Consider the following 26,566-nt stretch of genomic DNA (forward strand, 5'->3'; position numbering starts at 1 on the left):
CTCAAATCCATTCTTAAGAGGTTCCAAGTATGTTTTTCAAAAAGTTAGCGCTCGGTCTCAGTGTGATTTTTCTCTCGCCGCTGAGCTTTGCAGAGTCTTGGTCGATGCACATTTCCGAAGATGGTGTGACCACCGATAAAATCCCTCAACAGCCAAACCAGGCAAGATATGCCGGTGCAACGCAGGAATCACGTTTTTCGTTTTCCGATAATAATGAGCAAGGCAAAACCACTTATATTACCCAGAGCGGGCGTAAAAAATTCGATCCTAAAAATGCCGCTGATGTAAGTGAACTGGGTAAAAGTATTGCATTTGAAGTGTTTGAAATTAAAGAAAATAAAGACTCACATTCGGTATTTGAATCCGGCGCCGGTATTTGTTATGGCTTTAAATATACTGACGGCGTAGCGTTCACCGACTCCACAACCTATTATGTGGATAAATCCAAGCAACAATATTACGCCAGTATTATCGGCGCGACGGTTTCTTCTGATGTTGATCCGAAAAACGTGCAGTATGCGCCAGTGTTTAATATTCAAGATCCCGATTTAGAAAAAGAAGTGAAATCGGAAGAGCAACGAAACGGTAAAACGTTAGTAAACAAAAATCTGCAAAAAAACAAAGAAATTCTGTCTAACGTGGTTTGTAAATAAAATAAGAAGGCAAATTATGAAAAAATTATTACTTATTTTAGTCGTCGGCGGTTGCTTAACCGCTTGTTCTTCCAAGGCTCCGCAGGCTAATCGTGCCCCTTTGGATACGCAGGCGGTTGAGGCATATCAGGCGAAAGTGTATAGCGGCAATACAGTTTCGAAAAAATATCAGGTAAAAGACAATAAGCCGGAAGATAACGTACTAAACGCCAGCGATTCCGAACCGAAGGCGGTTATTTATCGTGAACGTCAGCCAAGATTCGTGGTTGCGCCGAGTATCGGTTATTATCGCGGTTGGCATCACTGGTAAAACGTTTCTAAAAACGACCGCACTTTCTGTTGCGAAAATCAAAAAATAAAAGCCGAATTCATCTGAGTTCGGCTTTTTTGCTGTTGATCGAGGCATATTTTTTCCCGTTTCTTTTCAATAAACCCTCCAAATAAGAACGATTCTTTTTTGTAGCATGAAAAAATTAAATAACTCTTTATAGGTATTATTATCTGCTTCATTATGTTTTGTTGTTAAAAATGCGCTTAACCTACTAATAAATGGGTATTTTGTGTATTTTAAACAAGGAAGTACATGCTACAAAATGTCACAAAATAACCAATTAAATTGAGAAATATTGATCAAAAACAAGAAAACATAAAATAACCATGGAATATGCGCGGATATTTGATTATGTTAGGCTCGTTTAAAACCCTTTTTATGTCTTCTATCGCATTGTTTTTAATGATAAAAATTCTCATTTTTATAATGTGATGGGCATTTGTAACCTTCTGTAAGAAGTCATATTTAACCTGATTGGAGTGATTATCGTGAACGCATTGAGAAAAAGCCTACTTATGGCAGCTTCTTTCGCAGCTTTCGGCGTCTTTAATTCGGCTGCCGCGGAATTGGTGTATAAACCGGTTGAGCAACCTGTAGAAGCCCCTAATCCGAATTTGAAAATTGAGGCGGTGAATGAACAATTTGCAGCCAAATACCCTAAACAATTTGAGTCTTGGAAAGCCACTGAAAAAGGCGACAAGCTCGTTTATGCCGATGAAGAAAACCCGCGTTTAATCATTTTGTGGGGCGGTTATGCGTTTGCGAAGGAATATAACGCACCGCGCGGGCATATTTATGCCATCAAAGACTTACGCGATATTTTGCGTACCGGTGCGCCGAAAACTGCCAATGACGGCCCGCAGCCGATGGCGTGTTGGACCTGTAAAGGTCCGGATGTACCACGCTTAATTGCGGAATGGGGTGAAGAAGGTTACTTTAGCGGCAAATGGGCGAAAGGCGGTGCGGAAGTGGTGAACTCCATCGGTTGTGCCGACTGTCACGATACGACCTCCAAAGACTTTGCCGAAGGCAAACCGGCGTTACGCATTGCCCGCCCTCATGTTCTGCGTGCCTTGGATCATTTGAATAAAGCCCTTCAAGCCAGAGCAAAAGCAGAAGGCAAAACCCAAGCTGATTTAAGTTTCGGCACTGCCGCCCGTACCGAAAAACGTGCGGAAATCTGTGCAAACTGCCACGTTGAGTACTACTTTGCAGGCGATTTAAAACAAGTGACCTTCCCATGGGATAACGGTCAAACCGTGGATGACATCGAAAAATACTACGATGATATCGGGTTCACTGATTTCACTCATATCTTATCCAAAGCGCCAATCTTAAAAGCGCAACACCCTGATTTTGAAATTTGGTCTTTAGGTATGCACGGTAAAAACGGCGTGACCTGTATCGACTGCCACATGCCGAAAGTACAAGGCGCAGACGGTAAAGTTTATACCGATCACCAAATTCAAAACCCGTTTGATGCTTTCGATACCACTTGTGCAAACTGCCATGATCAAAGCAAAGAGAAGTTAAAAGACATTGTGGCTTCCCGCAAAAAAGAAGTGAAAGACATCATGGGTCGTTTAGAAGACCAAGTTGTACGTTTGCACTTTGAAGCGAAAGCCGCATGGGATGCCGGTGCGACCAAAGAAGAAATGGAACCGGCTTTAATGGATATTCGTCACGCACAATGGCGTTGGGACTACGCGGCAGCAAGCCACGGCGGTCACATGCACGCACCGGATGTGATGTTACGCGTGTTAGGTTCCGGTCTTGACCGCGCCGCCGATGCCCGAGCCAAACTTGCTACCATCTTAACCAAACATGGCGTGAAAACCCCGATTGAAGTGCCGGATATTTCTACTGCGGAAAAAGCTTGGAAAGCGGTAGGCATTGACATCGAGAAAGAACGTAAAGCCAAAGAAGAATTCTTAAAAACTGTTGTACCTCAATGGGAAAAAGAAGCGAAAGCCGCCGGCAAATTAGCTGAAGATACCGTAACAAAACAATAGAAAAAAGCACCGCACTTTTGCAGTGAAAGAGAAAAGTGCGGTCATTTTCAAACGCAAATTTGAGGTAATCAGAATGAATTTAACTTCCTTACTCCGCAAACCGGCAAAAGCATTGGCATTGTTTGTCATGCTTACAGCGTTGCCGATGGTTGCACAGGCAGAAACACAGCCGGCGGATAATCATCAGCTGACTTATGAGCCACAATTGGACAATCAACGGGATCCAAACCAATATTGTGCGAAATGCCACAAATTCGACAAGGTGGATAAAAATCAGACGTTGGATCAATCGGGCGGTGAATTGCATTTCGGTAAATTCCACGGAGCGCATTTAAGTCAAAAGAATCCGAATAACGGCAAACCGATTAATTGTGTAAATTGTCATGGCAATATCTCCGAAGATCACCGTCGTGGTGCGAAAGATGTCATGCGTTTTGAAGGCGATATTTTCGGTGAGAAAAAACCGATGTATAGCGCACAAGAACAAAACCAAGTGTGTTTCTCTTGCCACCAACCGGACAAATTACGCGAAAAATTCTGGGCGCATGATGTGCACGCCATGAAATTGCCTTGCGCAAGTTGCCACACATTGCACCCGAAAGATGACGCAATGAAAGGCATTGAGCCGAAAAATCGCGTAAAACTGTGCGTGGATTGTCACGGTGAACAGCAAAAACGCAAAGCACAACAACAAACTCCGTCAACCGAACAAAAGGATAAACAATGACAGCCTGCTCACGCCGAAACTTTGTTTCCGGCATGGGGGCGTTAATCCTTATGACGGGAACATCAGTCACCTCTTTGGCAAAAGAGGAAAAGGCGGATAAACCGAAACGCTACGCCATGGTGCACGATGAAAACGCGTGCATTGGCTGTACTGCGTGTATGGATGCCTGTCGTGAAACCAACCAAGTACCGGAAGGCGTTTCACGCTTAGAAATCTTGCGTAGCGAACCTTACGGGGAATTCCCGAATCAGGAATACGAGTTTTTCCGTCAATCTTGCCAGCATTGTACCAATGCGCCTTGTGTGGCGGTTTGCCCGACCGGCGCCTCGTTTATTGATAAAGACACCGGCATTGTGGATGTGCATAAAGACTTGTGCGTCGGTTGCCAATATTGCATTGCCGTCTGCCCGTATCGTGTGCGTTTCATTCATCCGGTGCATAGAACGGCGGATAAATGTAACTTCTGTCGCGACACCAACTTGGCGAAAGGCAAACAACCGGCTTGCGTTGAAGCGTGCCCGACCCAAGCCTTAACCTTTGGCGACATGAACGATCCGACCAGCGCAGTGGCTCGCAAGGTAAAAGAAAAACCTGTTTACCGCACGAAAGTGGAATTGGGAACCCAACCGAATCTTTACCACATTCCATTCCAACATGGAGAACCGAGAAGATGACATTAGATTATCCTGTTCCGTTTCATACGCCGAATTTGGTGTGGGATTCCAGTATTGCCATTTATTTGTTTTTACTGGGTATTTCTTCCGGTTCTTTATTGCTTGCGGTGCTTTACAAACGCAATCGTAAATTGGAAAAACCGAGCGAAAACTGGATCATTCGCAGTGCCGCGATCCTCGCACCGGGCACGGTGATTATCGGTTTATTATTGCTGATTTTCCACTTGGCGCGTCCTTGGACGTTCTGGTATCTGATGTTTAACTACCAGTTCAACTCCGTGATGTCCATGGGGGTGTTGTTATTCCAAGTGTACATGGCAGCGGTATTCCTCTGGATTGCCATTCTTTTCAAACATGAAATTGCCGCCTTGCTCGACCGCTTTTTCCCAAAATTAAAGTTTATCGTGAAATGGATTAGCGCCTGTGAACGATTCAGCAATCCGCTGGAATTATTCCTGTTGCTCCTTGCCGTGTTGTTGGGCGCTTATACCGGTTTCTTATTGTCGGCATTAATCAGCTACCCAATGTTAAACAACCCGGTATTACCGGCGTTGTTCCTTGCCTCGGGGACATCCTCCGGTATCGCGGCGGTATTCCTGACCATCTTAATCGTCGGCAAATTAAAAGGGCATTCCGATGAAGTGCATTTCATGCACAAATTTGAAGTGCCGATTATGCTCGCCGAACTCTTTTGCATCGTCTGTTTCTTTGCCGGACTCTATTTCGGCGGTGGACAAAAAGTGGTCGCCATGCAAAATGCCCTAAGCGGCTTCTGGGGAACGATCTTCTGGGTCGGCGTCATGCTCATCGGCATCCTGATCCCGCTTGCCGGTAATCTGCTGGTGAACGATAAATTAAAATATAACCGTAGTTTTATCATTCTGGTATCGGTGTTTGATTTGATCGGGGTGTTGTGCTTGCGGTATTTTATTTTGTATGGTGGGCAGTTAACCGTCGCGTAGGGATTGGTTTTTTATTATTGATAAAGGCGTATAATGTACGCCTTTTCTTTCGCCCTTGGCGACCTACTTTTTCTTTGCTTGTGCAAAGCAAAAGTAGGCAAAAAGAAAGCACACCCCGGATAAATCGCTGTTCCGTCCTTTGTTGTCATTTTCTTCACGGAAATTTTCGAACTCGCTACGCTCAAACAAAGCGAAAATTTCCTAAAAATGCCAAGTCGGTCGGGCGATTTAAACGGGGACCCCGTTTTATCCGAGTATTATCAAAAAGTGCGGTTAAAATTTAATACATTTTTTATCTAACTTTCCCCTCTTTATTAAAGAGGGGGAATAAAACCACTGAACAAAATAATTAACTAACAAACACAGAACCTAAACATTATGCTCCCCGAACTTGGCTTTATCTCCCTTCTTCTCGCCACCATGAGCGCGTTGCTTCTCGCCGTGGTGCCGCAACTTGGGCTTTGGTTGCGTAAGCCTGCGCTTACCCAATTGGCTTGGGGGTTAAGTTATTGTTTTGGTTTGTTCACCTTAGCCGCGATTGCGATTTTGGCGTATTCCTTTACGACGGATGATTTCACCTTGGAATATGTCGCCGCCCATTCCAACTCTCAACTGCCGACCTTTTTTAAAGTCGCTGCAACTTGGGGGGGGCATGAGGGTTCCATGCTGTTTTGGTTGTTTTCGCTGTCTGTTTGGGTGGTGCTATTTGCGTTATTTAACCGAAAAAATGACCGCACTTTTGTGGCGCAGAGCTTGGTGATTTTAGGCTTAATTTGTTTTAGCTTTGCGGTTTTTATCGTCTTTTTCTCCAATCCTTTCGGGCGGATCTTCCCTGCGCCGTTAGAAGGGCGGGATTTGAATCCGATGTTGCAGGACGTCGGCTTAATCTTCCACCCGCCGTTGCTTTATCTTGGTTATGTGGGCTTTGCCGTGAATTTTGCCATCAGCATTACCGCCTTGCTACACCAACATTTGGAAAGCCAAATCGCCAAAATCATGCGGGTTTGGGTGTTGGTGTCATGGCTGTTTTTAACCCTCGGCATCGTGCTGGGCGCCTGGTGGGCGTATTACGAATTGGGCTGGGGCGGTTGGTGGTTCTGGGATCCGGTGGAAAATGCCTCCCTCATGCCGTGGTTACTCGGTTTGGCATTGCTGCACAGTTTAATCGTTAGCGAAAAACGCGGGATTTTTAACTACTGGACAACCTTATTTTCCTTATTGGCATTCGCTTTCAGCGTACTCGGCACCTTTATCGTGCGCTCGGGCGCGCTTACCTCGGTGCACGCCTTTGCAGTGGACAGCCAACGCGGCACGGCGTTATTGGTGATTTTCTTCCTGCTGGCGGTGGGCGCCCTCGGCTTATTCGCCTTCAAAGCCAATTTACAGCAACGTCGCGTCAAATTAACGCTGTTATCCAAAGAAAGTGCGGTGCTTTTTTTGAATGTTTTATTGAGCATCGCCACCGTCAGCACCTTTCTCGGCACGTTTTATCCGATGTTATTCCAAGCCATGAACTGGGGCTCCATTTCCGTCGGCGCGCCTTATTTCAACAGCATTTTCCTGCCGCTGATTGCGTTGGTGTTAATCGCCATGGTGCTTTCCCTCGGGTTACATTGGGCAAAAGCGGACAAAGGTATTTTGCTTAAACGCGCGACATTATTGCTGCCGTCTTTGTTGCTTTCTTATGGGGCGATTCGTCATTTTATGCAGAACGACAGCGCGCTAACCTTCAAGTGGACGGCGTATTTTCTGCTCACGCTGGCGATTTGGCTGTTGTTAGCGACCTTATGGCAAAACTGGCGCAAGATAAGCCTTTCCCATTATGCGATGATTTTTGCCCACAGCGGCGTAGCCATTGCCACCATGGGGGCGGTGATGAGCAGTTATTTCGGCAGCGAAATCGGCGTGCGTTTAGCACCGCAACAAAGCCAACAACTCGGTGCTTTTGAATTTCAATACGAACGTTTTTCCAATGAAATCGGGCCGAATTTCACTGCCGAAGTGGCAACCTTTAACGTCACGGAGAACGGTAAAGATTACGCCACATTGCAGCCGGAACGCCGTTATTATGATGTGCGCACCATGACCATGAGTGAAGTGGGGCTGGCGGGCGGCTTTTGGGGCGATTTGTATATTGTGATGGGCGACCCGCTCGGCAAAGGTGAGTTTACCTTCCGCCTGCATTACAAGCCGTTGATTCGCTGGTTATGGTTCGGCGGCGTATTGATGGCGCTCGGGGCGTTGTGCTCCGTGTTGACCACGAAGCGAAAAGGAAAGCGTGATGAATAGAAAAGTGATTTTTTTTCTGCCGTTAATCTTGTTGCTCGGCGTGTGTCTTTTATTGTTGGCGGGATTGCATCAGGATCCGAAAAAAATCGCCTCCGCCTTAATTGACAAGCCCGTGCCGGAGTTTTATCAGGCGAATTTATTGGATAGCCGCCAAACACTGAGCCCGAAAGATTTCCCGAAACGCCCGTTTCTGATGAATATTTGGGGCAGCTGGTGCGGTTATTGTCGGCAGGAACATCCGCTATTGATGGAGCTGGCACAGGACATTCCCATTATCGGCGTGGATTACCGCGATAAACCGCAAAACGGCATTGAAATGCTAAAACGGATGGGTAATCCTTATGCGTTAGTAATTGATGACAGCCGTGGTGAACTGGCATTAAAACTCGGTGTGGACGGTGCACCGGAAACCTATTTAGTGGACGCCAACGGCATTATTCGTTATCGTCATTCCGGCTTGTTGGATCGGGAAACTTGGCAAAACACCTTTATGCCTCAACTTAATCAATTACTGCAACCATGAAACGATTTTTCGCGTTAATTTTTTTATTGTTCAGCGGAATTGCTTTTGCCGAAATGGTAGATACGTTTGAATTCCATAATCAGGCAGATCGCGTCCGTGCCGTGGAACTGGCAAAATCCCTGCGCTGCCCGCAATGTCAGAATCAGAATCTGGTGGAATCCAATTCGCCTATCGCTTATGACTTGCGCCTTGAAGTGTATAACATGGTCAATGAGGGCAAAACCAATCAGCAAATTATTGATGCCATGACTGCGCGTTTCGGTAATTTCGTCAATTATAAACCGCCGTTTCAATGGAACACGGCATTGCTTTGGCTTTTGCCGGTGGGGTTGTTGCTGACAGCGTTTGGATTGATTTGGCGTTCAGCCCGTAGCCCGTCACAAGTGGAATCTGCAAAACACGCGGGAAATTCACCGCACTTTGATATTGCACAAGAGAAAAGTGCGGTTAAATTTGAGCTTAAATCGGCATTCATCGTTTTTACTTTATTGCTCGCCGTTCCCTTAATTTACTATTTTTCTCTGGAACGCTTCTCCCGCGCGCAACTGGGCGAGCAGGAACAAATCGCACAGCAGAATCGGCAAATCGAAACGCCACAAGAAAACAAAACTGAAAGTATTATCGGCAAAATTCAGGATAAATTGCGCCAGAATCCTAACAGTGCAGAAAACTGGATTAAGCTGGGCGACGCCTATATGCAAAATGACGATTTCGACAGCGCGTTAATTTGCTATACCAATGCGGAAAAAATCGATGGGCGTAAACCGACGATCTTAGGTTTGATGGCGATGACCTTATATTTGCAAGCCAATCAACAAATTACGCCGCAAGTGCAGCAGTTGTTAGATGAAGCCTTAGCGCAGGATAGTAAAGAAGTGTCTGCTTTGTCATTGTTGGCGGCGGAAGCCTTAAAAACGCGCAATTATTCCACCGCACTTGATTATTGGCAGCAAATTTTGGATTCGGGCAATTCTGCCGTGGATCGCCGTGCCATTATCCAGAAAATGAAAATGGTGGATTTTATGCAGAAAGGAGAATTGCAATGAGCCGGCACATTGAAACGCTCATTATCGGTGCCGGTGCGGCAGGCTTATTTTGTGCGGCGCAGCTGGCAAAGTGCGGTGGAAAAGTCAGGATTTTGGATAACGGTAAAAAAGTCGGGCGCAAAATTCTCATGTCCGGCGGCGGGTTTTGTAATTTCACCAATATGGAAATGTCTTCGGGGCGCTATCTCAGCCAAAATCCGCATTTTGTGAAATCGGCGTTGAAACGCTTTACGCAATGGGATTTTATCGGCTTGGTGGCGGAATACGGTATTCCTTACCATGAAAAAGAGCTTGGGCAGTTGTTTTGCGACAACGGCGCGCAAGATATTGTCGATATGCTGTTGGCGGAATGTAAAAAATACGAGGTAGAAATCGCGTTACGACAAACGATTACTTCCGTTCAGAAAACGGAAAGCGGTTTTTCTGTGGTGACAAACGGCGAAACATTACATTGTACCAATCTAGTGGTTGCCACCGGCGGTTTATCCATGCCGGGCTTGGGCGCAACGCCGTTCGGCTATCAGCTCGCCGAACAATTCGGCATCAATGTCATCGCCCCTCGTGCGAGCCTCGTGCCCTTTACCTGGCGGGAGAGCGATAAGATTTATGCCGCGCTGTCGGGCATTTCTTTAGATGTGGCGGCAACCAGCCAACACAAAACCTTTACCCATCAAATGCTATTTACCCATCGTGGTTTATCAGGGCCGGCAATTTTGCAGATTTCTAACTATTGGCAGCCGGGCGAAAGCATTCATCTTGATTTATTGCCCTATAATGACATTCGCCATCATTTAAAGGAACTGCGTCAATCGTCGCCGAAATTGCAGCTAAAAACCGCCTTATCCCGATTATTACCGAAAAAGCTGGTGGAGTTATGGCTTGAACAGGGCTTGATTCAAGATGAAGTCATTGCTCAACTCAGCAAAGTGCGGTTAGAAAATTTGGTAAATTTAATTCACCACTGGCAGTTTGTGCCTAATGGCACGGAAGGTTACCGTACTGCGGAAGTGACCATGGGCGGCGTGGATACCCGTGATATTTCCTCCAAAACCATGGAAAGCAATGCGGTGCGCGGCTTGTATTTTATCGGCGAAGTGCTGGATGTGGCGGGTTGGCTTGGCGGGTATAACTTCCAATGGGCATGGAGTTCCGCCTATGCTTGTGCGCAGGCGATTGCTACGAAAACATAAAAAATGCCGTCATAATTGACGGCATTGTTGTTTTTGGCACGGCTTATTCGGCAAGTTCCGTTTGCTGGTGGGACATCAATTCCTGTCCCACGTCGGCGAGTAACGTCAAATAACGTTCATATTGCTTCAAAATGTCCGCGATCAGTTCCTGACTGTTCATGTATTGCACGTCGTAACCGCGACGCCCGTCAAAGAAATAGGTATAAGGCTCATAAGTCATGCTATGTTGAATGTGCGGCAAATGTTCGTCATTAATCAGCTGTGCCGACACTTCGCGCCCTACAGATTTAATGCCGTACATAAAATCACGCAAGGATTCTTTCTGAATGATAAGTTCCACCGCCGGTTCTTCCTGCTCAAAATAGGTGTTGATATGCACGCTTAAACCGTATTTGCCGATGAGCTCCTGACGTAATTCGCGCATTGCCGGCAAGGCGGTTTTTTTGAGGAACTTCAGAATGTCTTTTTCCTGTGTCTGGTTGAGGATTTGTTCCAGATGTGCCTGCCAGTTTTCACCGTTCCAATAGACGCTGGTTGGCGTCACTTTGGTGGTGAAGTATTTATGGTCTGCATTTAGTCCTTTCCACAAACCGAAGCACATGATTAGCATAAGCAGGGCAAAAGGCAGCGCCACGATTAACGTCATGGTTTGCAACGTCGGCAAACCGCCCGAACGTAACAACACGATTGCCACGATTGACATCAGCAAGCCCCACATAATGGCTTGCCAGCGTGGTGCAGACAGGCTTTTATCGCGCGAGGCGATATTGTTTAACACATAAATACCGGAATCCGCCGAGGTAATAAAAAATAAGGAAATCACTGCCAAGCTGACGAGCCCTGTGACGGTCGGCAACGGCAAATAGGTCAGAAATTGGAATAACAGTTTTTCCGGGGCATTTACCAGCTCACCTAATGCGCCGTTAGCCAGATGTTCGTTAATCCAAATGGCGCCATCGCCGAAAATGGTGAACCAAATGACACAAAATAATGACGGAATCGCCAACACGCCGAAAATAAATTCACGAATAGTGCGTCCGCGTGAGATGCGGGCGATGAACAAGCCTACAAAAGGCGCCCAAGAACACCACCACGCCCAGTATAAAATCGTCCAACCGCTAAACCACTCGGTGTTATTCGGTTCATACACATAGGTTTTAAAGCTTAGCTGGATTAAGTTGCTTAAATAGGTGCCGAGATTGTCGTTGAAGGCGGAGAATAAATAGAGCGTCGGACCGGCAATCAATACAAATACCATCAATAAAAAAGCCAGGCTGAGATTTAGCTCGCTCAGCATTTTCACACCTTTCCCTACGCCGGAAATGGCAGAGGTTACAGCCATCCCCATTACCACAAAAATAATGATAACCTGAATGGAAAAACGGTTTTCACTTATCCAGCCCAGTTGTTCTAAGCCGGCGCCAAGCTGTGTCGCACCAAAGCCCAAGGTGGTAATAATCCCGAACAGGGTAGCGACCAACGCTAAAATATCAATCACATCACCCGCTTTGCCGTTAATACGCTCTTTTAATAAGGGATAAAAACAAGAACGCAATGCCAGCGGGAGTTTGTAACGAAAGGCAAAATAGGCGAGTGCCAGCGCGATCACCGCATACACTGCCCAGGCATGAATGCCCCAGTGAAACAGGGTGTGTAGCAGCGCTTCCTGTTGTTTGTGTTCGTTGCCTCCTGTGGTAATGGATGAAAGGTAGTGTGTCAAGGGTTCGGCAACACCAAAGAACATTAACCCGACCCCCATACCGGCGGCAAATAACATGGCAAGCCACGACCAAAAACCGAATTCCGGCTCTTCTTCGTTCATACCTAATTTAATATTTCCGAAGCTGCTGATGGAAAGCGCAATCAAAAAGAGCAGAAACACCGAAAACGCCAGAATATAGAACCAGCTGAAGTTTTTGAAAATGCTACTTTTGGCTGCGTTTAACAACGTATTGGATTGTTCCGGTGCAAGCAAGGTAATGCCAACCACCAACAACACAAAGCACAGCGTGACCGAAATCACCAAGGGATTAAAGGAAGATTTTTTGTGTAAAAAGCGCGATAAAGGCAAAGCATACTCTCCTATAAAAAGTCAAAATAACAAAAATAAGCCATTAAAATTGGTATAAAAAATAAACGTTAATGCTAACGAATGGATAGCTCGTTAAATGAGCAATTTGAGAGAAATAAGTTGTGGAATATAAAGATTATTTCTGTTTGTGTGGGTAATTTTATCAAAATATGAGGATTGTTTCAAATTTGGAAAAAATTTAGAGTGAGGGAAGTGTTGTTTGAGCGGAGGTAAATCAAGTTTTAGCGTAGGAAAGTGCGGTCAGAATTTTAGACGTTTTTAAAACACCTTAAATTCCCACCGCACTTTTATTTGGATTTCACCAAATTCACATCATCTTCCATCACCACAAAGCCGAGCCACGGAATGGATTTTGCCCGAAAGGAAACAAGCGCGCCCACGGGCATATCAACGTAAAATTTTTGAATGTCTAAATGACGTTTATAGTTGATGTCAGGCCCGGTTTGTCGGTAAGAAAAGGTGCCCTTTGGTATGTTGTCTCCCTCTTTTGAGTGATAAAACAACCCACCTGATAGAAAGCCGGAAATCAGGTTTCTGTCTTGATGCTGACTCGCTGTAAGGTAGGGCTTATAATCACTGATAGGCTTGAAATAGGTGGTATATTGGGGGGATGCCCTTCTTGATCTCGGTGTAAACTTTTTCCCTATTACCTGCATAATAGCGGGTTTAACGTCCTCGCCGTGATGAATGACATAATGAAGTTTAGTAAAATATCCGAAGGCGGTGAGCACAAACGGCAGTAGGAGACAAGCAATATGAAAAACGACCCGCCCTTCAATTTGGAAAGTGATGATGTCAAAGGGATTGGTTCGGTTTCTGCCGGCTAAATAAAGTTGGATGACTAATGTACCGAAAAATAACATCCCTTCCAGTTTTAAATCATTAAAATCAGCAATCACGATTTCGGTATAAGGTTGCCAGCCTAAACGCAAACAAACTGCCAAAAGCGCGAATACAATGACGCTGAATAAGAGTTTTCCGTCAAATTCCATGATTTCTCCGTTTTTGTCACCATTATAACCTGCGTGAAGTCGATAACAAATTGAATTAACGGGCGTTATATGTTTTCTCTCAATTTCAAAAGAAAAGTGCGGTCAGAATTTCAAGTGTTTTTTTCTATTGAAAAAATAATGTTGGAATACATTGAGCTGACACCTCAAATTCATTAGTATAGTGCCGTTCACTTCGGTGAATTGATGTTAAGTTTTAACTACCAATCTAATCTAACTAAGGAGTCTTCTGGATGAAGCATCTTATCGCAACGGCGTTGCTTTCTTGTGGCGCAATGGCTTATGCCAACACTTCTCTGCCAAACTACAACACCGATTCCCATCTTTACGAATTCACGCAAACCTATGATTTAGTCGTGCCGAAAGGCTCGCAAGGGCAAACCAATTTGTGGGTGCCGTTGCCGTTTAATGGCGAATATCAACAAGTGAAATCCCTGCATTTTGAAGGCAATTATGCCGATGCTTATGTGACGGAAAACAATAAATACGGCGCGAAAACCTTATTTGCCACTTGGGATAAAGACGCGCCAAAACGCGATTTGAAAGTCACTATGGTGATTGAAACCAAAGACCGCGAGCCGATGGTAAAAGGTGCCTTAGACAATTACACACCGCCGAAAGAGATTCAATATTCTGTGGATGTGCAGGAATATTTGAAGCCGACGCAACACATTAAAACCGACGGTATTGTGAAACAATTTGCCGACAAAATTGTGGGCGCGGAAATCAATCCATTGAAAAAAGCCGAGTTAATTCACCAATGGATCGTGAACAATATGGAACGTGATAATTCTGTGTTGGGCTGTGGCGATGGTGATGTGGAAAAAATCCTTACAACCGGCGTGTTGAAAGGTAAATGTACCGATATTAACTCCGTTTTTGTGGCACTTGCTCGTGCAGCTGGCATTCCGGCGCGTGAAATTTTCGGTATTCGTTTAGGTGCTGCCGACAAAATGGGCAAATATTCCAAAGGCGCATTTGGTAGCGCGGACGAACATGGCGTGGCGAATGTGAGCGGTGGTCAGCATTGCCGTGCAGAATTCTATCTTGCCGGTTTTGGTTGGGTGCCGGTGGATTCAGCGGATGTAGCAAAAATGCGTTTAGCGGAGAAAAAATCTGTTGAAGATAAAGATACCCAAGCCGTGGCGAAATATTTATTCGGCAACTGGGAAGCAAACTGGGTGGGCTTTAACCACGCGCGCGACTTTGATTTATACCCACAACCGGAACTTGCGCCAATCAATAACTTTGGCTATCCGTATGCAGAAGTGGGTGGTGATCCGTTAAATTCCTTCGATCCGAAAGAATTCAAATATGACTATGTTTCCAAAAAGCTCTAATAAATCCTTTTGGGTTGCGATTGCCACCGCGCTGAGTGCCGCGGTGGCTTCGACCTTGTGTTGCATTGCGCCGTTGATTTATCTGGTGTTCGGCGTGTCGTCCACCTGGTTGATTGGCTTGGGCGAGTACGATTATTTGCGCATTCCTATGCTCATTGTATCATTATGCGCCTTTGCTTACGGCTTTTGGTTGTTGATGTTTTCCAAGAAGATCATCTGCAGCAAATATATTTCCCGCAAAAAACTCGTAGTGCTTTATTGGATTGTGTTTATTGTGATGCTATTTTTCTTAACCTATCCGACGATTTTGCCGTGGATTTTAGAGTTAGCTAATTAGGAACGAAAAAATGAAGAAATTATTAACCGCACTTTTGCTTTCATGGTTTGCCGTGTCTTTTGCGCAAGCCAATGAAACCAAACAAATCGTGCTAAAAGTGAAAGAAATGAACTGCCAACTTTGCGCTTATTTAGTGAACAAAGAGTTGCGTAATATTGATGGTGTGATTTCGACTAAAGCATCTATTAAAGATGGTTTAGTGACCGTGGTGGAAGATCCCAAAGTGACGAATGAACAATTATTTGAAGCCATTCATAAGTTGAAATATACGGCGGAAGTGGTGAACTAAATAAACGAAAAAAGTGCGGTCAAAATCGACCGCACTTTTCATCTCTCAAAAATCAAATTATTTAATCACACCACAGGCCATACGTGCACCGCCACCGCCAAGTGGAGCAGGGTGATCGGAGTGGTTGTCGCCACCGGCGTGGATCATGATGGAATGACCACGAACTTCATCTAAATGTTTAATGCGAGGGGCTAAAACCGGGTTAGTGGCTGTGCCGTCGTGTAATACGGTGAGTGCCGGCAAGTCGCCTAGGTGCGCATCATCTTGCCATGGGTAGCCGTGTTGTTTGGTGTCTTTCGGATCCCAGTGACCGCCTGCGCCTAAACCTGCAGTGAGTTTGCCGTCTTTTTCTTTAGGTTCACAGCTTGGGTTTTGGTGAATGTGGAAACCATGCAAACCTTCGGTTAAGCCTTTCAGATTCGGGGTGAACACCAAGCCGTAGTTTGATTCGGTAATGGTGACCGTACCCACATCTTTATCGCCGTTAACCGGATCAAGTTGTTGCACTTTTACTTCAATGGAGGCACCGGTAGGCGCCATGTTGTCGTGTTTGTGTTCATGCGCGTTCGCGATACCTGCAGCGCAGATCATGCCGATTGTCACGGCTAAAAGCGTTTTTATTTTCATTATGATGATCTCCTTTGTGTTGAGGTTAAAAATCTTCGCCATTCTAACGAAAATTAAGCGGAAAACCGATGTTTTTATTAAAGATATTGGCTATTAAAATTATTTGCTATTTTTATTCGTTAATTTTTTTATTTTTAATAAAAATCAGATTTATTTATAATGTACTTAATTTGTCGGTTATTAAGGAGAAAGCAAAATGGGCAAAGAAGAAGTCGGTCATAATTTTTTAGCGCGTTTAGGCAAAACCCGTTTGCGTCCGGGCGGTCGTAAAGCGACGGATTGGTTGATTGCCAGCGGTGATTTTAATCAAAATAAAAAAGTTCTCGAAGTGGCGTGCAATATGTGTACCACGGCAATCGGTTTGGCGAAGCAATATGGGTGCCACATTGAAGGTGTAGATTTGGATGAAAATGCGTTGGAAAAAGCCAAAGCCAATATCGCGGCAAACAATTTGCAGGATAAAATCCATGTACAACGTGCTAACGCCATGAAACTGCCGTTTGACAATAATACCTTTGATATTGTGATTAACGAAGCCATGCTTACCATGTTGCCGGTGGAAGCGAAAATGAAAGCGGTTACCGAATATTTCCGCGTGTTAAAACCGGGCGGTTTTCTGCTGACTCATGATGTGATGTTGGTGGGAGAAGATCATCAGACCATTTTGAACAATATGCGTGATGCCATTAATGTCACGGTCACGCCGTTAACCAAAGACGGTTGGAAAAAGGTTTTTGCCGATAGCGGATTCCGCAATATCGAAACCTTTTCCGGCGAGATGACGTTGCTTTCACCGAAGGGCATGATTTACGACGAAGGCGTGTTAGGTGCGTTAAAAATCGTGAAAAACGCCATGAGAGCGGAAAATCGCGAGCAATTTAAGAAAATGTTTAAGACCTTTAATGATCCGGAACATAAATTGCATTTTATTGCGGTGTGTAGTCAGAAGTAACGATGTCATTGGGGTAGGTTTTATAACCTGCCCTAATTTTTTATAACAATTCTATTTTGCCTGCTTCGATCTTAAAAGTGCGGTGTTTTTTCGGTTGCATTTCGTTGAGTTGGTTTTGGGTGATGGCGGTCACGAAAACTTGCGAGCCGCTGTTTTGCAGGCGTTCCGCCAAAAGACTACGTTTGGTTTGATCCAGTTCGGAAGCGAAATCGTCGATAAGGAAAATGCAGTGACGCTGTTTTTGTTGCATTAAGTGTTCCCCTTGGGCGAGGCGTAGGGCGCACATTAATAATTTTAGCTGTCCGCGCGATAAAATATCTTCCACCGGCAAACCGTTCGCCTTGAAGCGAAAATCCGCTTTTTGTGGGCCGGAAACCGTGTAGCCAAGCGTGCGATCCCGTTCAAAATTGCGTTCCAATAATTCTGCATATGGCTGTTCTTTTTCCCAGCCTTGATGAAAACTGACGCTAATGTCCAACTCAGGTAAAAATAAGCGGCAGGTTTGTTCGATTTCAGGCTGCAAGGCTTGGGCGTATTCGGCGCGAAGCTGGCTAACTTGTTCAGCGAGTTTGACGAGTTCCACATCCCAAATTTTCATTTGTGAATAAGAAGTGGTTTGTTGCAACGCGGCATTCCGTTGTTTGAGTAAACGGCTTAAGCTCGCCCACAGCGTATAAAAACTGACATGATGATGAAATAAGCCCCAGTCCAGAAAGGCGCGGCGATAGCTTGGTCCTCCGTTGAGCAGGTTTAAGCCTTCGGGCGTAATGATTTGCATGGGAAGCAGGTGTGCCAAATCGGAAATTTTATTGCCGTCTTCGCCATTGATTTTCACCAACGTATTGCCTTGGCGTAGTTTTTGTAACCCCACCGACCATTCATGTTGTTGTTCTTGAATTTGTCCGAACAGAGTGAAGTGCGGTTGATCGTAAGAAATGATGCGGTTACTGACCGCACTTTTGAAGGAACGTCCGTGCCCGAGATAAAAAATGGCTTCCAATAAACTGGTTTTTCCGCTGCCGTTATTGCCGACTAAAAAGTTAAAGCCGTGATCTAATTCCAGATCCACGGCTTGTATGTTACGAAAATTTTCGACGGTTAAACGTGAAATCGCCATACATTATAAACGCATCGGCATGATCACATATTCTGCGCTGGCATCTTCGCAGTCTTCGATTAAACAACTGGAAGAGGCATCGGTTAAGCGCATACGCACCTGATTGCATTTAAGGGCATTGAGCACGTCCAGAATGTAGCTTACGTTAAAGCCCACTTCCATTTCTTCGCCGTTGTAAGACACGTCGATAATTTCTTCCGCCACTTCTTGTTCCGGGTTGGTGGCAGTGATTTTCAGTTGGTTTTCACTTAGCTGCAAGCGCACACTGCGGAAACGTTCGTTGGATAAAATGGCGGCGCGCACGAAAGCCTGTTTTAAGGTTTCCCAGCCGGCTTCTACGATGCGGGTCGCATTGCGTGGTAATACGCGGCGATAATCCGGGAAACGTCCGTCAATGAGTTTTGACGTGAACGTGATGTTGTTTAATTGAATACGTAAATTATTGGTGCCGATTTGCAAGCGCGCCGGTTGGTCGCTTGGTTCCAACAAGCGGGCAAGTTCTAAAACACCTTTGCGCGGCAAAATCACGGAGTGGGTTTGCAAATCCTGTTCCAACGGAATAGTACAAACGGCCAAACGGTGACCGTCCGTCGCTACGGTACGTAATAAATTACCTTCCGTCTCGAACTTCATACCGTTTAAGAAATAACGGGCGTCTTGGTTTGCCATGGAAAATTGGGTGGCTTCAATTAAACGGCGCAACGTCGCTTGTTCAAGGGTGAAATCCACTTCCGATTGCCAATCCGTAAGATTCGGATAATCTTCGGCCGGCAAGGTAGATAAATTGAATTTACTGCGATCGGAACGCACAATGGCGCGATCTTCTTCAAAGGTGACGGTAATTTCCGCGTTGTCCGGCAGGCTGCGGCAAATATCCAAGAATTTTTTCGCCGGAATGGTGAATTTGCCGTCTTGTTCCGCATGGAGTAAAGGCGTTTGGGTGGATAATTCTACTTCCAGATCCGTCCCCGTGATGCTTAATTGATTATTTTCAATTTGCAACAAAACATTATTTAAAACGGGAATATTTGGGCGACTATTCAGCACGCCACACACTTGTTGTAAGGGTTTTAACAAATTTTCTCGGGAAATAATAAATTGCATCTGGTGACTCCTATACGGATAAAATTCGGATTAAGTTCGCCCAATCTTCTTGAATATTCGGATCGGTGTCGCGGAAACCTGCGATAGTGCGGCAGGCGTGTAAAACCGTGGTGTGATCGCGGTCGCCGAAGGATTTACCGATTTCCGGCAAACTACGGTTGGTAAGTTCTTTTGCCAGTGCCATTGCCACTTGGCGCGGACGTGCCACCGAACGGGAGCGGTTTTTGGATTTCAAATCAGATACTTTAATGCGATAGTATTCGGCAACCACTTTTTGAATATTATCCACGGTGACCAGTTTATCCTGTAACGCCAGCATATCTTTTAAGGTTTCACGCACAAAATCAATGGTGATCGGTTCGCCTTTAAATTCCTGCATGGCTTTCACGCGGTTTAATGCGCCTTCTAATTCCCGCACATTGGTACGTAATTTTTGACCGATGAAAAATGCCACATCATGGGGTAAATCCACGTTATTTTCTTCCGCTTTTTTCATTAAAATCGCCACGCGGGTTTCTAAATCCGGCGGTTCAATCGCGGTGGTTAATCCCCAACCGAAACGGGATTTTAAGCGTTCTTCAATTTTTTCGATTTCACGTGGATAACGGTCGGAGGTAAGAATAATTTGGCGACCACGTTCAAATAAGGTATTGAAAATATGGAAAAATTCTTCTTGGGTTTTTTCTTTGTCGCTGAAAAACTGAATATCATCCACCAATAAGGCATCTAACGAACGGTAAAACTTCTTAAATTCTTCCATTTTATTATCGCGAATATACGCCACAACCTGTTGCACAAAGCGTTCGGAGTGAATATACACCACGCGGGCGTTGGGATTATTGGCGATAATGCCGTTGCCGATGGCGTGTAATAAATGGGTTTTACCCAAGCCGGTACCGCCGTATAAAAAAAGTGGGTTGGCGGTTTGTTCGCCGGGATTATCCGCCACTTTTTGCGCCACCGCACGTGCCAGTTGGTTGGATTTCCCTTCAACGAAATTTTCAAAGACTAATTTGGTATTTAAATTAGAATTGTAAGGCGTTTTGCCGGCATTTTTTTCTTCGGAAAAACCAACCGCACTTTGTTTCTTCGCCGGTTTTTCCGTTTTCGGTCCGGCAGGTTTAATGCCTTCGATAACGGATACGCTAAGATTCGGATTGGCGCTGGTTTGACGGGCAATGTCGGTGATTAAAGGAAGATAATTGTCAATCACCCATTTTTGCACAAACGCATTTGAGGCATAAAGCAACACGCCGTTCGCGTTTACGTCGGCCTGTAACGGATAGAGCCAGATTTTAAAATCGTCCGCAGGAATTTTATCTTGTAGTTGCAGCAGGCAATTTTGCCACAGAGAATTCGGCTGGTTTTCCACGTTAATATATCCCTTGTTGATTGGTTTATGGTTTTCCCTAGATTACTTTGCCAACCTTTTATCTCATTGTTTTTCATAGGTATTAATTATTTATCGCGCAAATTATCGGCAATAAAGTGCGGTTGGAAAGGCGGTCATTTTACAATAAAGGAGAAAAAAGATCTTCAATCCGCCTCTAAAAAAAGCAAAAAAGGTTGCTTGCCATTTTTAATCAAAACCGTATAATCGCTACGCTTTTAAATGCCGTGAGTGGTGGAAAATTGAGCGGTTTGTCGCGTTTTTTCCCTGATCTCATTTGACGAACGTTGAATTTACGATTACAATTCCGTTCCCTATTTTCCATAATCTTTGTTTATTTAAATGTTTTTTAAACGTTTAAAATAGAAACAGTTACTTAAACCATTTGACTTAGGTACATTATAATGAAACGCACATTTCAACCTTCTGTATTAAAACGTAGCCGTACTCACGGTTTCCGTGCCCGTATGGCGACTAAAAATGGCCGTCAAGTTTTAGCCCGTCGTCGTGCTAAAGGTCGTAAAAGTTTATCTGCATAATCGCATATCAATGTGGTTAAGTTAAACTTCTCCAGGGAGTTACGTCTGTTAACTCCCGAACATTTTAAATACGTCTTCCAACAGCCGTCCCGCGCCAGTTCACCTGAAATTACCATTCTTGCCCGCAAAAATCATCTTGAGCATCCCCGCTTAGGTTTAACCGTAGCGAAAAAACACTTAAAACGTGCCCATGATCGTAATCGTATCAAACGGTTATGCCGTGAATCTTTTCGTTTGGCGCAACATGCGTTACCGCATTATGATTTTGTGATTGTGGCAAAAGCGGGAATCGGCGCGTTAGACAACCGCACTTTATGGCAAACGCTGGATAAATTATGGCAACGACACATTCGTTTGGCGCAAAAATCCTCATCGGATTAATTCGTTTTTATCAAATCGTTATCAGCCCGCTAATTGGTCCGCGCTGTCGTTTTACCCCGACTTGCTCCTGCTATGGCATTGAGGCGGTAAAAACGCATGGGGTGGTAAAAGGTGGTTGGCTTACGCTTAAACGTATATTAAAATGTCATCCTTTACATGCGGGTGGGTACGATCCCGTTCCACCGAAGATCAATAATAACAAAACAGAGAATAAATAATGGATTCAAGACGCGGCCTGTTGGTCATTGCACTACTCTTTATGTCTTTTATTGTTTATCAGCAATGGCAACTTGATTATCACACGCCAAAACCTGTAACAACCGAGCAAACCGCCACATCTGCATCCGATGTGCCGGCTTCCTCTAATGGAAACAATGCGGTTATCGCAGCAGATGCACAAGCAAAAGGCAAAATTATCACCTTAGAAAACGATGTGTTTCGCTTGAAAATCAATACGTCAGGCGGTGATGTTGTAGGTTCCGAATTACTGAAATACGATGCCGAGTTAGATTCCAATACGCCATTCGTGTTACTGCAAAACACGCCGCAACACGTGTATATCGCGCAAAGCGGTTTAATCGGTAAAGATGGCATTGATACCAAAGCCGGTCGTGCGGATTATCAAGTGGACGGCGATAACTTCACGTTAGCCGCAGGTCAAAACGAATTAAGCGTGCCTCTTGTTTATCAAAAAGACGGTGTGACTTATCGTAAAATCTTCACATTAAAACGTGGCGAATATGATATTGCCGTCAACTACGAAATCAATAACCAAAGCGATAAAACTATTGAAGTGGAGCCTTATGGTCAATTAAGACATTCCTTGGTGGATAGCTCCGGTAGCGTTGCCATGCCGACTTACACCGGCGGTGCTTATTCTTCTTCTGAAACGAATTACAAAAAATACAGTTTCAGCGACATGGAAAATGCCAACTTATCGGTAAACACCAAAGCCGGTTGGGTCGCCATTTTACAACACTATTTTGTTTCCGCTTGGGTTCCGAATCAAGATGTTGACAACCAACTTTATACTTTAACGGATAAAGCCAATAACATCGGTTCTATCGGTTATCGCGGTCCTGTGGTTGCTATTCAGCCGAATACCACGGAAACTTTAACCAGTAAATTATGGACCGGTCCGAAATTACAAAATGAAATGGGACAAGTGGCGAATCATTTGGATTTAACCGTTGATTACGGTTGGGCGTGGTTCATTGCGAAGCCATTATTCTGGTTGCTGACCTTCATTCAACAATTGGTGCATAACTGGGGTGTGGCGATTATTTGTGTCACCTTAGTGGTGAAAGCGATTTTATATCCGTTGACCAAAGCACAATATACCTCCATGGCGAAAATGCGTATGTTGCAACCGAAATTGCAGGAAATGCGCGAACGTTTCGGTGAAGATCGTCAACGTATGAGTCAGGAAATGATGAAACTGTACAAAGACGAGAAAGTAAACCCGCTGGGCGGCTGTTTACCGTTATTGTTACAAATGCCTATTTTCATCGCCTTATACTGGACGTTTATGGAAGCTGTTGAGTTGCGTCATGCGCCGTTTTTCGGTTGGATTCAAGACTTGTCTGCACAGGATCCGTATTACATCCTACCGATTTTAATGGGCGCGTCTATGTTCCTGTTGCAAAAAATGTCACCGACCCCGGTTGCCGATCCGATGCAACAAAAAGTGATGACTTTCATGCCGTTGATCTTCATGGTGTTCTTCCTCTGGTTCCCGGCAGGTTTGGTGCTTTACTGGTTGGTCTCCAACTTAATCACGATTATCCAGCAACAACTGATTTATCGTGGTTTAGAGAAGAAAGGGTTACATACCCGTCATAAAAAATAATTGAATCGACTCTCATTAAAAGGCACGTTTTTGTGCCTTTTATTTTAGGTTAAAAAAACACATGAAAAAACGACCGCACTTTTGAGTCATAAAGTGCGGTCACAAAATAAAACGTTTTGAGAATAGGTTTATGAAAGAAACAATCGTAGCACAAGCTACCGCGCCGGGACGTGGCGGTATCGGTATTTTGCGGGTGTCCGGCCCGAAAGCCGTCGAGGTGGCGCAAGCCGTATTAGGTAAGTGCCCGAAACCGCGCATGGCGGATTATCTGCCGTTTAAGGATCCAGACGGAACGGTCTTGGATCAGGGCATTGCTCTGTATTTTAAAGGCCCGAATTCTTTTACCGGGGAAGATGTGTTGGAGCTACAAGGACATGGCGGGCAGGTCGTATTGGATTTGCTGTTAAAACGCATTTTGCAGATTGACGGCATTCGCTTGGCGCGCCCGGGGGAATTTTCCGAACAGGCATTTTTGAACGATAAACTGGATTTGGCACAGGCGGAAGCCATTGCCGATTTAATTGATGCCAGTTCTGAACAAGCTGCGCGCTCGGCACTGAAATCTTTGCAGGGCGAATTTTCTAATAAAGTAAATCACTTAGTGGATTCGGTGATTTATTTGCGCACTTATGTGGAAGCTGCCATTGATTTCCCCGATGAAGAAATCGATTTTCTGGCGGACGGCAAAATTGAAGGGCACTTGAACGATATTATCGCGCAGCTGGATAAGGTTCGTGCCGAAGCCAAACAAGGTTCTATTTTGCGCGAAGGCATGAAAGTGGTGATTGCCGGTCGCCCGAATGCGGGCAAATCCAGTTTGTTGAATGCCCTTGCCGGGCGGGATGCGGCGATTGTGACGGACATTGCCGGGACGACGCGCGATGTGTTACGCGAACATATTCATTTGGACGGTATGCCCCTGCATATTATTGACACTGCCGGGTTGCGCGATGCCACCGACGAAGTAGAGCGCATCGGCATTTCCCGCGCTTGGCACGAAATCGAGCAGGCGGATCGTATTTTATTAATGTTGGATAGTAGTGACAGCGAGCAAGATCTGGCAAAAGTGCGGTCGGAATTTCTGGCGAAATTACCTAATCATATTCCGGTAACGATTATCCGTAATAAAGCGGATTTAAGCGGCGAAGCGGAGCGTTTGTACGAGGATAACGGTTATACGGTGGTGAATTTGTCGGCGAAAACCCAGCAAGGGGTGGATTTATTGCGTGAGCATTTAAAACAGGCGATGGGCTATCAAACCGGTATGGAAGGCGGTTTCTTGGCACGCCGTCGTCATTTAGAGGCTTTAGAACAAGCTGCACAACATTTGCAGGAAGGGCATGTTCAACTTACTCAATTCCATGCGGGAGAGTTGCTGGCAGAAGAGTTACGTATGGTGCAGGGTGCACTAAGTGAGATCACAGGGCAATTTACCTCAGATGATTTGTTAACGAATATTTTCAGTTCGTTTTGTATCGGGAAATAAAGCAAAAGTGCGGTGGAAATTTTACGTGTTTTTTCCACCGCACTTTCTTATTCGTCTAATCTTCCATATACCCCAAACTGCGCAAGGCGCGTTCGTCATCCGCCCAGCCGGATTTTACTTTCACCCAAAGTTCCAGATGCACTTTATTGTCAAACAAACGTTCCATATCCAAACGGGCTTCAGTACCGATTTTTTTCAGTTTTTCGCCTTTGTGACCGATGACGATTTTTTTCTGTCCTTCACGCTCGACCAAAATTAAACCGTTGATTTCATAAGTGCCGCGTTCGTTAACCTTAAATTGCTCTATTTCTACTGTGACAGAATAAGGCAGTTCCTCGCCCATAAAACGCATGAGTTTCTCGCGGATAATTTCTGACGCCATGAAACGCTGAGAGCGGTCGGTTACATAATCTTCCGGGAAATGGTGCACGCCGGGGCGCAAAGATTTGCGCACGATTTGTTCAAGTACGTTGATGTTATTCCCTTTCTCGGCAGAAATCGGCACGATGTCGGCAAAATTAAATTTGCTGCTGATTTCCGTAATAAACGGCAACAAATCGTCTTTATTTTTGATGTTGTCGATTTTATTAATGGCAAGCACCACGGGCGCTTTGGTTTTGCGCAATTTGTTGAGCACCATTTCATCGTCATCGTTCCAGTGTGTGCCGTCCACCACGAAAATCACCAAATCCACGTCACTGATGGCACTGCTGGCGGCGCGGTTCATTAAACGGTTGATTGCGCGTTTTTCCTCAATGTGCAATCCCGGGGTGTCCACATAAATTTCCTGATACGGGCCTTCGGTTTTAATGCCCACAATACGGTGGCGGGTGGTTTGCGCTTTGCGCGAGGTGATGGAAATTTTTTGTCCGAGGATTTTGTTGAGTAACGTGGATTTGCCTACATTCGGGCGACCTACGATGGCAATAAATCCGCAATAGGTTTCGTTTTGCTGTGCTGTCATTTGATTTTCAACTCTTGAAGAATTTGTTCTGCCGCCGCCTGTTCCGCTTTACGACGGCTGGAGCCTTTACCGATAAAAGTGCGGTCATTATTTTGAATGGAACATTCCACGGTGAATAATTGATTATGCGCTTCACCTTGAATATTCACGATATTGTAATTTGGTAACGGCAGGCGATTACCTTGTAAATATTCCTGTAAGCGGGTTTTTGCGTCTTTTTGATTATCGCCCGGTTTGATGTCTCGTAATAAATCCCGATACCACTGACGCACGATTTGCGTAGCGTTAGTCAGATTACTGTCGAGGGAAATGGCACCGATAATGGCTTCCACGCAGTCCGCCAGAATGGATTCACGGCGAAAACCACCACTTTTCAGTTCGCCTTGACCGAGTAGCATGTAATCGCCCAGTTTGAAATCCCGCGCCAGCAGGGCAAGGGTCGGTTCACGCACCAACGTGGCGCGCATGCGACTCAGTTCTCCCTCATTGCATTTGGGAAATTGGTGGTACAACGCCTCACCGATGGTTAAATTCAAAATAGCGTCGCCCAAAAATTCCAGTCGCTCATTATGCTTGTGCCCCGCGCTACGATGGGTAAGGGCTTGTTTGAGTAGCGAAATGTCTTGGAACTCATAGTTAATCTGGCGTTGTAAACGTTCTAACTGAATGTCTTTCATATTTT

Annotated in this window: 27 protein-coding genes; 19 read left to right on the forward strand and 8 right to left on the reverse strand. The window is 45.1% G+C overall.

The genetic code is table 11. The features are described 5' to 3' along the window. Window positions 1-29 precede the first annotated feature (29 nt). The 10 genes from DK430_RS05795 to DK430_RS05840 all read left to right on the forward strand — a co-directional run bounded on the left by DK430_RS05795 (window position 30) and on the right by DK430_RS05840 (window position 10,407). A complete protein-coding gene (locus tag DK430_RS05795) occupies window positions 30-653 on the forward strand; it encodes a DUF8095 domain-containing protein (protein WP_109078147.1) in 624 nt (207 codons plus the stop codon). 16 nt (window positions 654-669) lie between these two features. Continuing rightward, on the forward strand, window positions 670-963 hold the full coding sequence (locus DK430_RS05800; RefSeq protein ID WP_109078148.1) for a hypothetical protein: 294 nt from the start codon (window positions 670-672) through the stop codon (window positions 961-963). Window positions 964-1,472: 509 nt separating this feature from the next. After that, entirely contained in the window at window positions 1,473-2,996 is a 1,524-nt protein-coding gene (gene nrfA / locus DK430_RS05805; RefSeq protein WP_204352521.1) for an ammonia-forming nitrite reductase cytochrome c552 subunit, read from the forward strand. 73 nt (window positions 2,997-3,069) lie between these two features. Beyond that, on the forward strand, window positions 3,070-3,723 hold the full coding sequence (gene nrfB, locus DK430_RS05810) for a cytochrome c nitrite reductase pentaheme subunit (protein WP_109078150.1): 654 nt from the start codon (window positions 3,070-3,072) through the stop codon (window positions 3,721-3,723). Continuing rightward, window positions 3,720-4,397 carry a cytochrome c nitrite reductase Fe-S protein gene (gene nrfC / locus DK430_RS05815; RefSeq protein WP_109078151.1) on the forward strand — a complete coding sequence of 226 codons (678 nt, stop codon included), beginning with the start codon at window positions 3,720-3,722 and terminating at the stop codon, window positions 4,395-4,397. Before nrfB ends, nrfC begins: the two co-directional genes overlap by 4 nt. Beyond that, window positions 4,394-5,359: a cytochrome c nitrite reductase subunit NrfD gene (gene nrfD / locus DK430_RS05820; RefSeq protein WP_109078152.1), complete on the forward strand. Its 966-nt coding sequence runs from the start codon at window positions 4,394-4,396 to the stop codon at window positions 5,357-5,359. The genes nrfC and nrfD overlap by 4 nt, the downstream gene beginning before the upstream one ends. Before the next feature lie 378 nt (window positions 5,360-5,737). After that, on the forward strand, window positions 5,738-7,648 hold the full coding sequence (nrfE, locus tag DK430_RS05825; protein WP_109078153.1) for a heme lyase NrfEFG subunit NrfE: 1,911 nt from the start codon (window positions 5,738-5,740) through the stop codon (window positions 7,646-7,648). After that, the gene (locus DK430_RS05830) at window positions 7,641-8,171 is read left to right on the forward strand and encodes a DsbE family thiol:disulfide interchange protein (protein ID WP_109078154.1); all 531 of its coding nucleotides are present in this window, start codon (window positions 7,641-7,643) and stop codon (window positions 8,169-8,171) included. Before nrfE ends, DK430_RS05830 begins: the two co-directional genes overlap by 8 nt. Continuing rightward, window positions 8,168-9,217, forward strand: coding sequence for a heme lyase NrfEFG subunit NrfF (gene nrfF / locus DK430_RS05835; RefSeq protein ID WP_109078155.1), 1,050 nt, complete (start codon window positions 8,168-8,170; stop codon window positions 9,215-9,217). Before DK430_RS05830 ends, nrfF begins: the two co-directional genes overlap by 4 nt. Then, complete coding sequence (locus DK430_RS05840) at window positions 9,214-10,407, forward strand: BaiN/RdsA family NAD(P)/FAD-dependent oxidoreductase (RefSeq protein WP_109078156.1); 1,194 nt, start codon at window positions 9,214-9,216, stop codon at window positions 10,405-10,407. The genes nrfF and DK430_RS05840 overlap by 4 nt, the downstream gene beginning before the upstream one ends. 43 nt (window positions 10,408-10,450) lie before the next feature. On the opposite strand, the gene DK430_RS05845 is transcribed toward DK430_RS05840, so the two are convergent. Beyond that, a complete protein-coding gene (locus DK430_RS05845; protein ID WP_109078157.1) occupies window positions 10,451-12,478 on the reverse strand; it encodes a BCCT family transporter in 2,028 nt (675 codons plus the stop codon). Window positions 12,479-12,786: 308 nt separating this feature from the next. Continuing rightward, the gene (locus DK430_RS05850) at window positions 12,787-13,491 is read right to left on the reverse strand and encodes a hypothetical protein (RefSeq protein WP_109078158.1); all 705 of its coding nucleotides are present in this window, start codon (window positions 13,489-13,491) and stop codon (window positions 12,787-12,789) included. 251 nt (window positions 13,492-13,742) lie between these two features. On the opposite strand from DK430_RS05850, the gene DK430_RS05855 reads away from it, so the two are divergent. The 3 genes from DK430_RS05855 to DK430_RS05865 are packed head-to-tail and all read left to right on the forward strand — an operon-like array spanning window position 13,743 to window position 15,475. Then, window positions 13,743-14,849, forward strand: a complete 1,107-nt coding sequence (locus DK430_RS05855) for a transglutaminase-like domain-containing protein (protein ID WP_109078159.1) — start codon at window positions 13,743-13,745, stop codon at window positions 14,847-14,849. Next, the gene (locus DK430_RS05860; RefSeq protein WP_162616815.1) at window positions 14,824-15,186 is read left to right on the forward strand and encodes a mercuric transporter MerT family protein; all 363 of its coding nucleotides are present in this window, start codon (window positions 14,824-14,826) and stop codon (window positions 15,184-15,186) included. The genes DK430_RS05855 and DK430_RS05860 overlap by 26 nt, the downstream gene beginning before the upstream one ends. Window positions 15,187-15,196: 10 nt before the next feature. Further along, window positions 15,197-15,475, forward strand: coding sequence for a heavy-metal-associated domain-containing protein (locus tag DK430_RS05865; RefSeq protein WP_109078160.1), 279 nt, complete (start codon window positions 15,197-15,199; stop codon window positions 15,473-15,475). 57 nt (window positions 15,476-15,532) lie between these two features. Here the strand turns inward: DK430_RS05865 and sodC are convergent, their stop codons facing one another. Beyond that, complete coding sequence (gene sodC, locus DK430_RS05870; RefSeq protein WP_109078161.1) at window positions 15,533-16,102, reverse strand: superoxide dismutase family protein; 570 nt, start codon at window positions 16,100-16,102, stop codon at window positions 15,533-15,535. A 196-nt stretch (window positions 16,103-16,298) separates the two neighbouring features. On the opposite strand from sodC, the gene DK430_RS05875 reads away from it, so the two are divergent. Continuing rightward, on the forward strand, window positions 16,299-17,054 hold the full coding sequence (locus tag DK430_RS05875; RefSeq protein ID WP_109078162.1) for a class I SAM-dependent methyltransferase: 756 nt from the start codon (window positions 16,299-16,301) through the stop codon (window positions 17,052-17,054). A 40-nt stretch (window positions 17,055-17,094) separates the two neighbouring features. Here DK430_RS05875 and recF read toward each other — a convergent pair whose 3' ends face one another. The 3 genes from recF to dnaA are packed head-to-tail and all read right to left on the reverse strand — an operon-like array spanning window position 17,095 to window position 20,647. Beyond that, complete coding sequence (recF, locus tag DK430_RS05880; protein ID WP_109078163.1) at window positions 17,095-18,171, reverse strand: DNA replication/repair protein RecF; 1,077 nt, start codon at window positions 18,169-18,171, stop codon at window positions 17,095-17,097. 3 nt (window positions 18,172-18,174) lie between these two features. After that, window positions 18,175-19,275, reverse strand: a complete 1,101-nt coding sequence (dnaN, locus tag DK430_RS05885) for a DNA polymerase III subunit beta (protein WP_109078164.1) — start codon at window positions 19,273-19,275, stop codon at window positions 18,175-18,177. A 10-nt stretch (window positions 19,276-19,285) separates the two neighbouring features. Beyond that, window positions 19,286-20,647 (reverse strand): chromosomal replication initiator protein DnaA, encoded by a 1,362-nt coding sequence (gene dnaA / locus DK430_RS05890; protein ID WP_109078165.1) that lies wholly within the window; start codon window positions 20,645-20,647, stop codon window positions 19,286-19,288. A 422-nt stretch (window positions 20,648-21,069) separates the two neighbouring features. Here dnaA and rpmH point away from each other — a divergent pair, with 422 nt between their 5' ends. The 5 genes from rpmH (at window position 21,070) to mnmE (ending at window position 24,920) form a co-directional block, all read left to right on the forward strand. Further along, entirely contained in the window at window positions 21,070-21,204 is a 135-nt protein-coding gene (rpmH, locus tag DK430_RS05900; protein ID WP_005539760.1) for a 50S ribosomal protein L34, read from the forward strand. 12 nt (window positions 21,205-21,216) lie between these two features. Beyond that, on the forward strand, window positions 21,217-21,585 hold the full coding sequence (gene rnpA / locus DK430_RS05905; protein WP_109078167.1) for a ribonuclease P protein component: 369 nt from the start codon (window positions 21,217-21,219) through the stop codon (window positions 21,583-21,585). After that, a complete protein-coding gene (yidD, locus tag DK430_RS05910) occupies window positions 21,540-21,803 on the forward strand; it encodes a membrane protein insertion efficiency factor YidD (protein ID WP_109078168.1) in 264 nt (87 codons plus the stop codon). The genes rnpA and yidD overlap by 46 nt, the downstream gene beginning before the upstream one ends. Further along, entirely contained in the window at window positions 21,803-23,434 is a 1,632-nt protein-coding gene (yidC, locus tag DK430_RS05915; protein ID WP_109078169.1) for a membrane protein insertase YidC, read from the forward strand. The genes yidD and yidC overlap by 1 nt, the downstream gene beginning before the upstream one ends. A gap of 130 nt (window positions 23,435-23,564) precedes the next feature. After that, window positions 23,565-24,920 carry a tRNA uridine-5-carboxymethylaminomethyl(34) synthesis GTPase MnmE gene (mnmE, locus tag DK430_RS05920; RefSeq protein ID WP_109078170.1) on the forward strand — a complete coding sequence of 452 codons (1,356 nt, stop codon included), beginning with the start codon at window positions 23,565-23,567 and terminating at the stop codon, window positions 24,918-24,920. A gap of 55 nt (window positions 24,921-24,975) precedes the next feature. Here the strand turns inward: mnmE and era are convergent, their stop codons facing one another. Together era and rnc are read right to left on the reverse strand one after the other, a co-directional pair. After that, window positions 24,976-25,884, reverse strand: a complete 909-nt coding sequence (era, locus tag DK430_RS05925; RefSeq protein ID WP_109078171.1) for a GTPase Era — start codon at window positions 25,882-25,884, stop codon at window positions 24,976-24,978. Next, entirely contained in the window at window positions 25,881-26,561 is a 681-nt protein-coding gene (gene rnc, locus DK430_RS05930) for a ribonuclease III (RefSeq protein WP_109078228.1), read from the reverse strand. Before rnc ends, era begins: the two co-directional genes overlap by 4 nt. Between the last annotated feature and the right edge of the window lie 5 nt (window positions 26,562-26,566).

This window comes from Aggregatibacter kilianii, assembly GCF_003129965.1.
Taxonomy (GTDB): Bacteria; Pseudomonadota; Gammaproteobacteria; order Enterobacterales; family Pasteurellaceae; genus Aggregatibacter; species Aggregatibacter kilianii_A.

What these genes read in the sequence shown, in the direction of transcription:
- DK430_RS05795 (WP_109078147.1), top strand. Translation starts at nt 30, where the DNA reads ATGTTTTTCAAAAAGTTAGCGCTCGGTCTCAGTGTGATTTTTCTCTCG.
- DK430_RS05800 (WP_109078148.1), top strand. Translation starts at nt 670, where the DNA reads ATGAAAAAATTATTACTTATTTTAGTCGTCGGCGGTTGCTTAACCGCT.
- nrfB (WP_109078150.1), top strand. Translation starts at nt 3,070, where the DNA reads ATGAATTTAACTTCCTTACTCCGCAAACCGGCAAAAGCATTGGCATTG.
- nrfC (WP_109078151.1), top strand. Translation starts at nt 3,720, where the DNA reads ATGACAGCCTGCTCACGCCGAAACTTTGTTTCCGGCATGGGGGCGTTA.
- nrfD (WP_109078152.1), top strand. Translation starts at nt 4,394, where the DNA reads ATGACATTAGATTATCCTGTTCCGTTTCATACGCCGAATTTGGTGTGG.
- nrfE (WP_109078153.1), top strand. Translation starts at nt 5,738, where the DNA reads ATGCTCCCCGAACTTGGCTTTATCTCCCTTCTTCTCGCCACCATGAGC.
- DK430_RS05830 (WP_109078154.1), top strand. Translation starts at nt 7,641, where the DNA reads ATGAATAGAAAAGTGATTTTTTTTCTGCCGTTAATCTTGTTGCTCGGC.
- nrfF (WP_109078155.1), top strand. Translation starts at nt 8,168, where the DNA reads ATGAAACGATTTTTCGCGTTAATTTTTTTATTGTTCAGCGGAATTGCT.
- DK430_RS05840 (WP_109078156.1), top strand. Translation starts at nt 9,214, where the DNA reads ATGAGCCGGCACATTGAAACGCTCATTATCGGTGCCGGTGCGGCAGGC.
- DK430_RS05850 (WP_109078158.1), bottom strand. Translation starts at nt 13,491, where the DNA reads ATGGAATTTGACGGAAAACTCTTATTCAGCGTCATTGTATTCGCGCTT.
- DK430_RS05855 (WP_109078159.1), top strand. Translation starts at nt 13,743, where the DNA reads ATGAAGCATCTTATCGCAACGGCGTTGCTTTCTTGTGGCGCAATGGCT.
- DK430_RS05860 (WP_162616815.1), top strand. Translation starts at nt 14,824, where the DNA reads ATGACTATGTTTCCAAAAAGCTCTAATAAATCCTTTTGGGTTGCGATT.
- DK430_RS05865 (WP_109078160.1), top strand. Translation starts at nt 15,197, where the DNA reads ATGAAGAAATTATTAACCGCACTTTTGCTTTCATGGTTTGCCGTGTCT.
- sodC (WP_109078161.1), bottom strand. Translation starts at nt 16,102, where the DNA reads ATGAAAATAAAAACGCTTTTAGCCGTGACAATCGGCATGATCTGCGCT.
- DK430_RS05875 (WP_109078162.1), top strand. Translation starts at nt 16,299, where the DNA reads ATGGGCAAAGAAGAAGTCGGTCATAATTTTTTAGCGCGTTTAGGCAAA.
- recF (WP_109078163.1), bottom strand. Translation starts at nt 18,171, where the DNA reads ATGGCGATTTCACGTTTAACCGTCGAAAATTTTCGTAACATACAAGCC.
- dnaN (WP_109078164.1), bottom strand. Translation starts at nt 19,275, where the DNA reads ATGCAATTTATTATTTCCCGAGAAAATTTGTTAAAACCCTTACAACAA.
- rpmH (WP_005539760.1), top strand. Translation starts at nt 21,070, where the DNA reads ATGAAACGCACATTTCAACCTTCTGTATTAAAACGTAGCCGTACTCAC.
- yidD (WP_109078168.1), top strand. Translation starts at nt 21,540, where the DNA reads ATGGCAACGACACATTCGTTTGGCGCAAAAATCCTCATCGGATTAATT.
- yidC (WP_109078169.1), top strand. Translation starts at nt 21,803, where the DNA reads ATGGATTCAAGACGCGGCCTGTTGGTCATTGCACTACTCTTTATGTCT.
- mnmE (WP_109078170.1), top strand. Translation starts at nt 23,565, where the DNA reads ATGAAAGAAACAATCGTAGCACAAGCTACCGCGCCGGGACGTGGCGGT.
- era (WP_109078171.1), bottom strand. Translation starts at nt 25,884, where the DNA reads ATGACAGCACAGCAAAACGAAACCTATTGCGGATTTATTGCCATCGTA.
- rnc (WP_109078228.1), bottom strand. Translation starts at nt 26,561, where the DNA reads ATGAAAGACATTCAGTTAGAACGTTTACAACGCCAGATTAACTATGAG.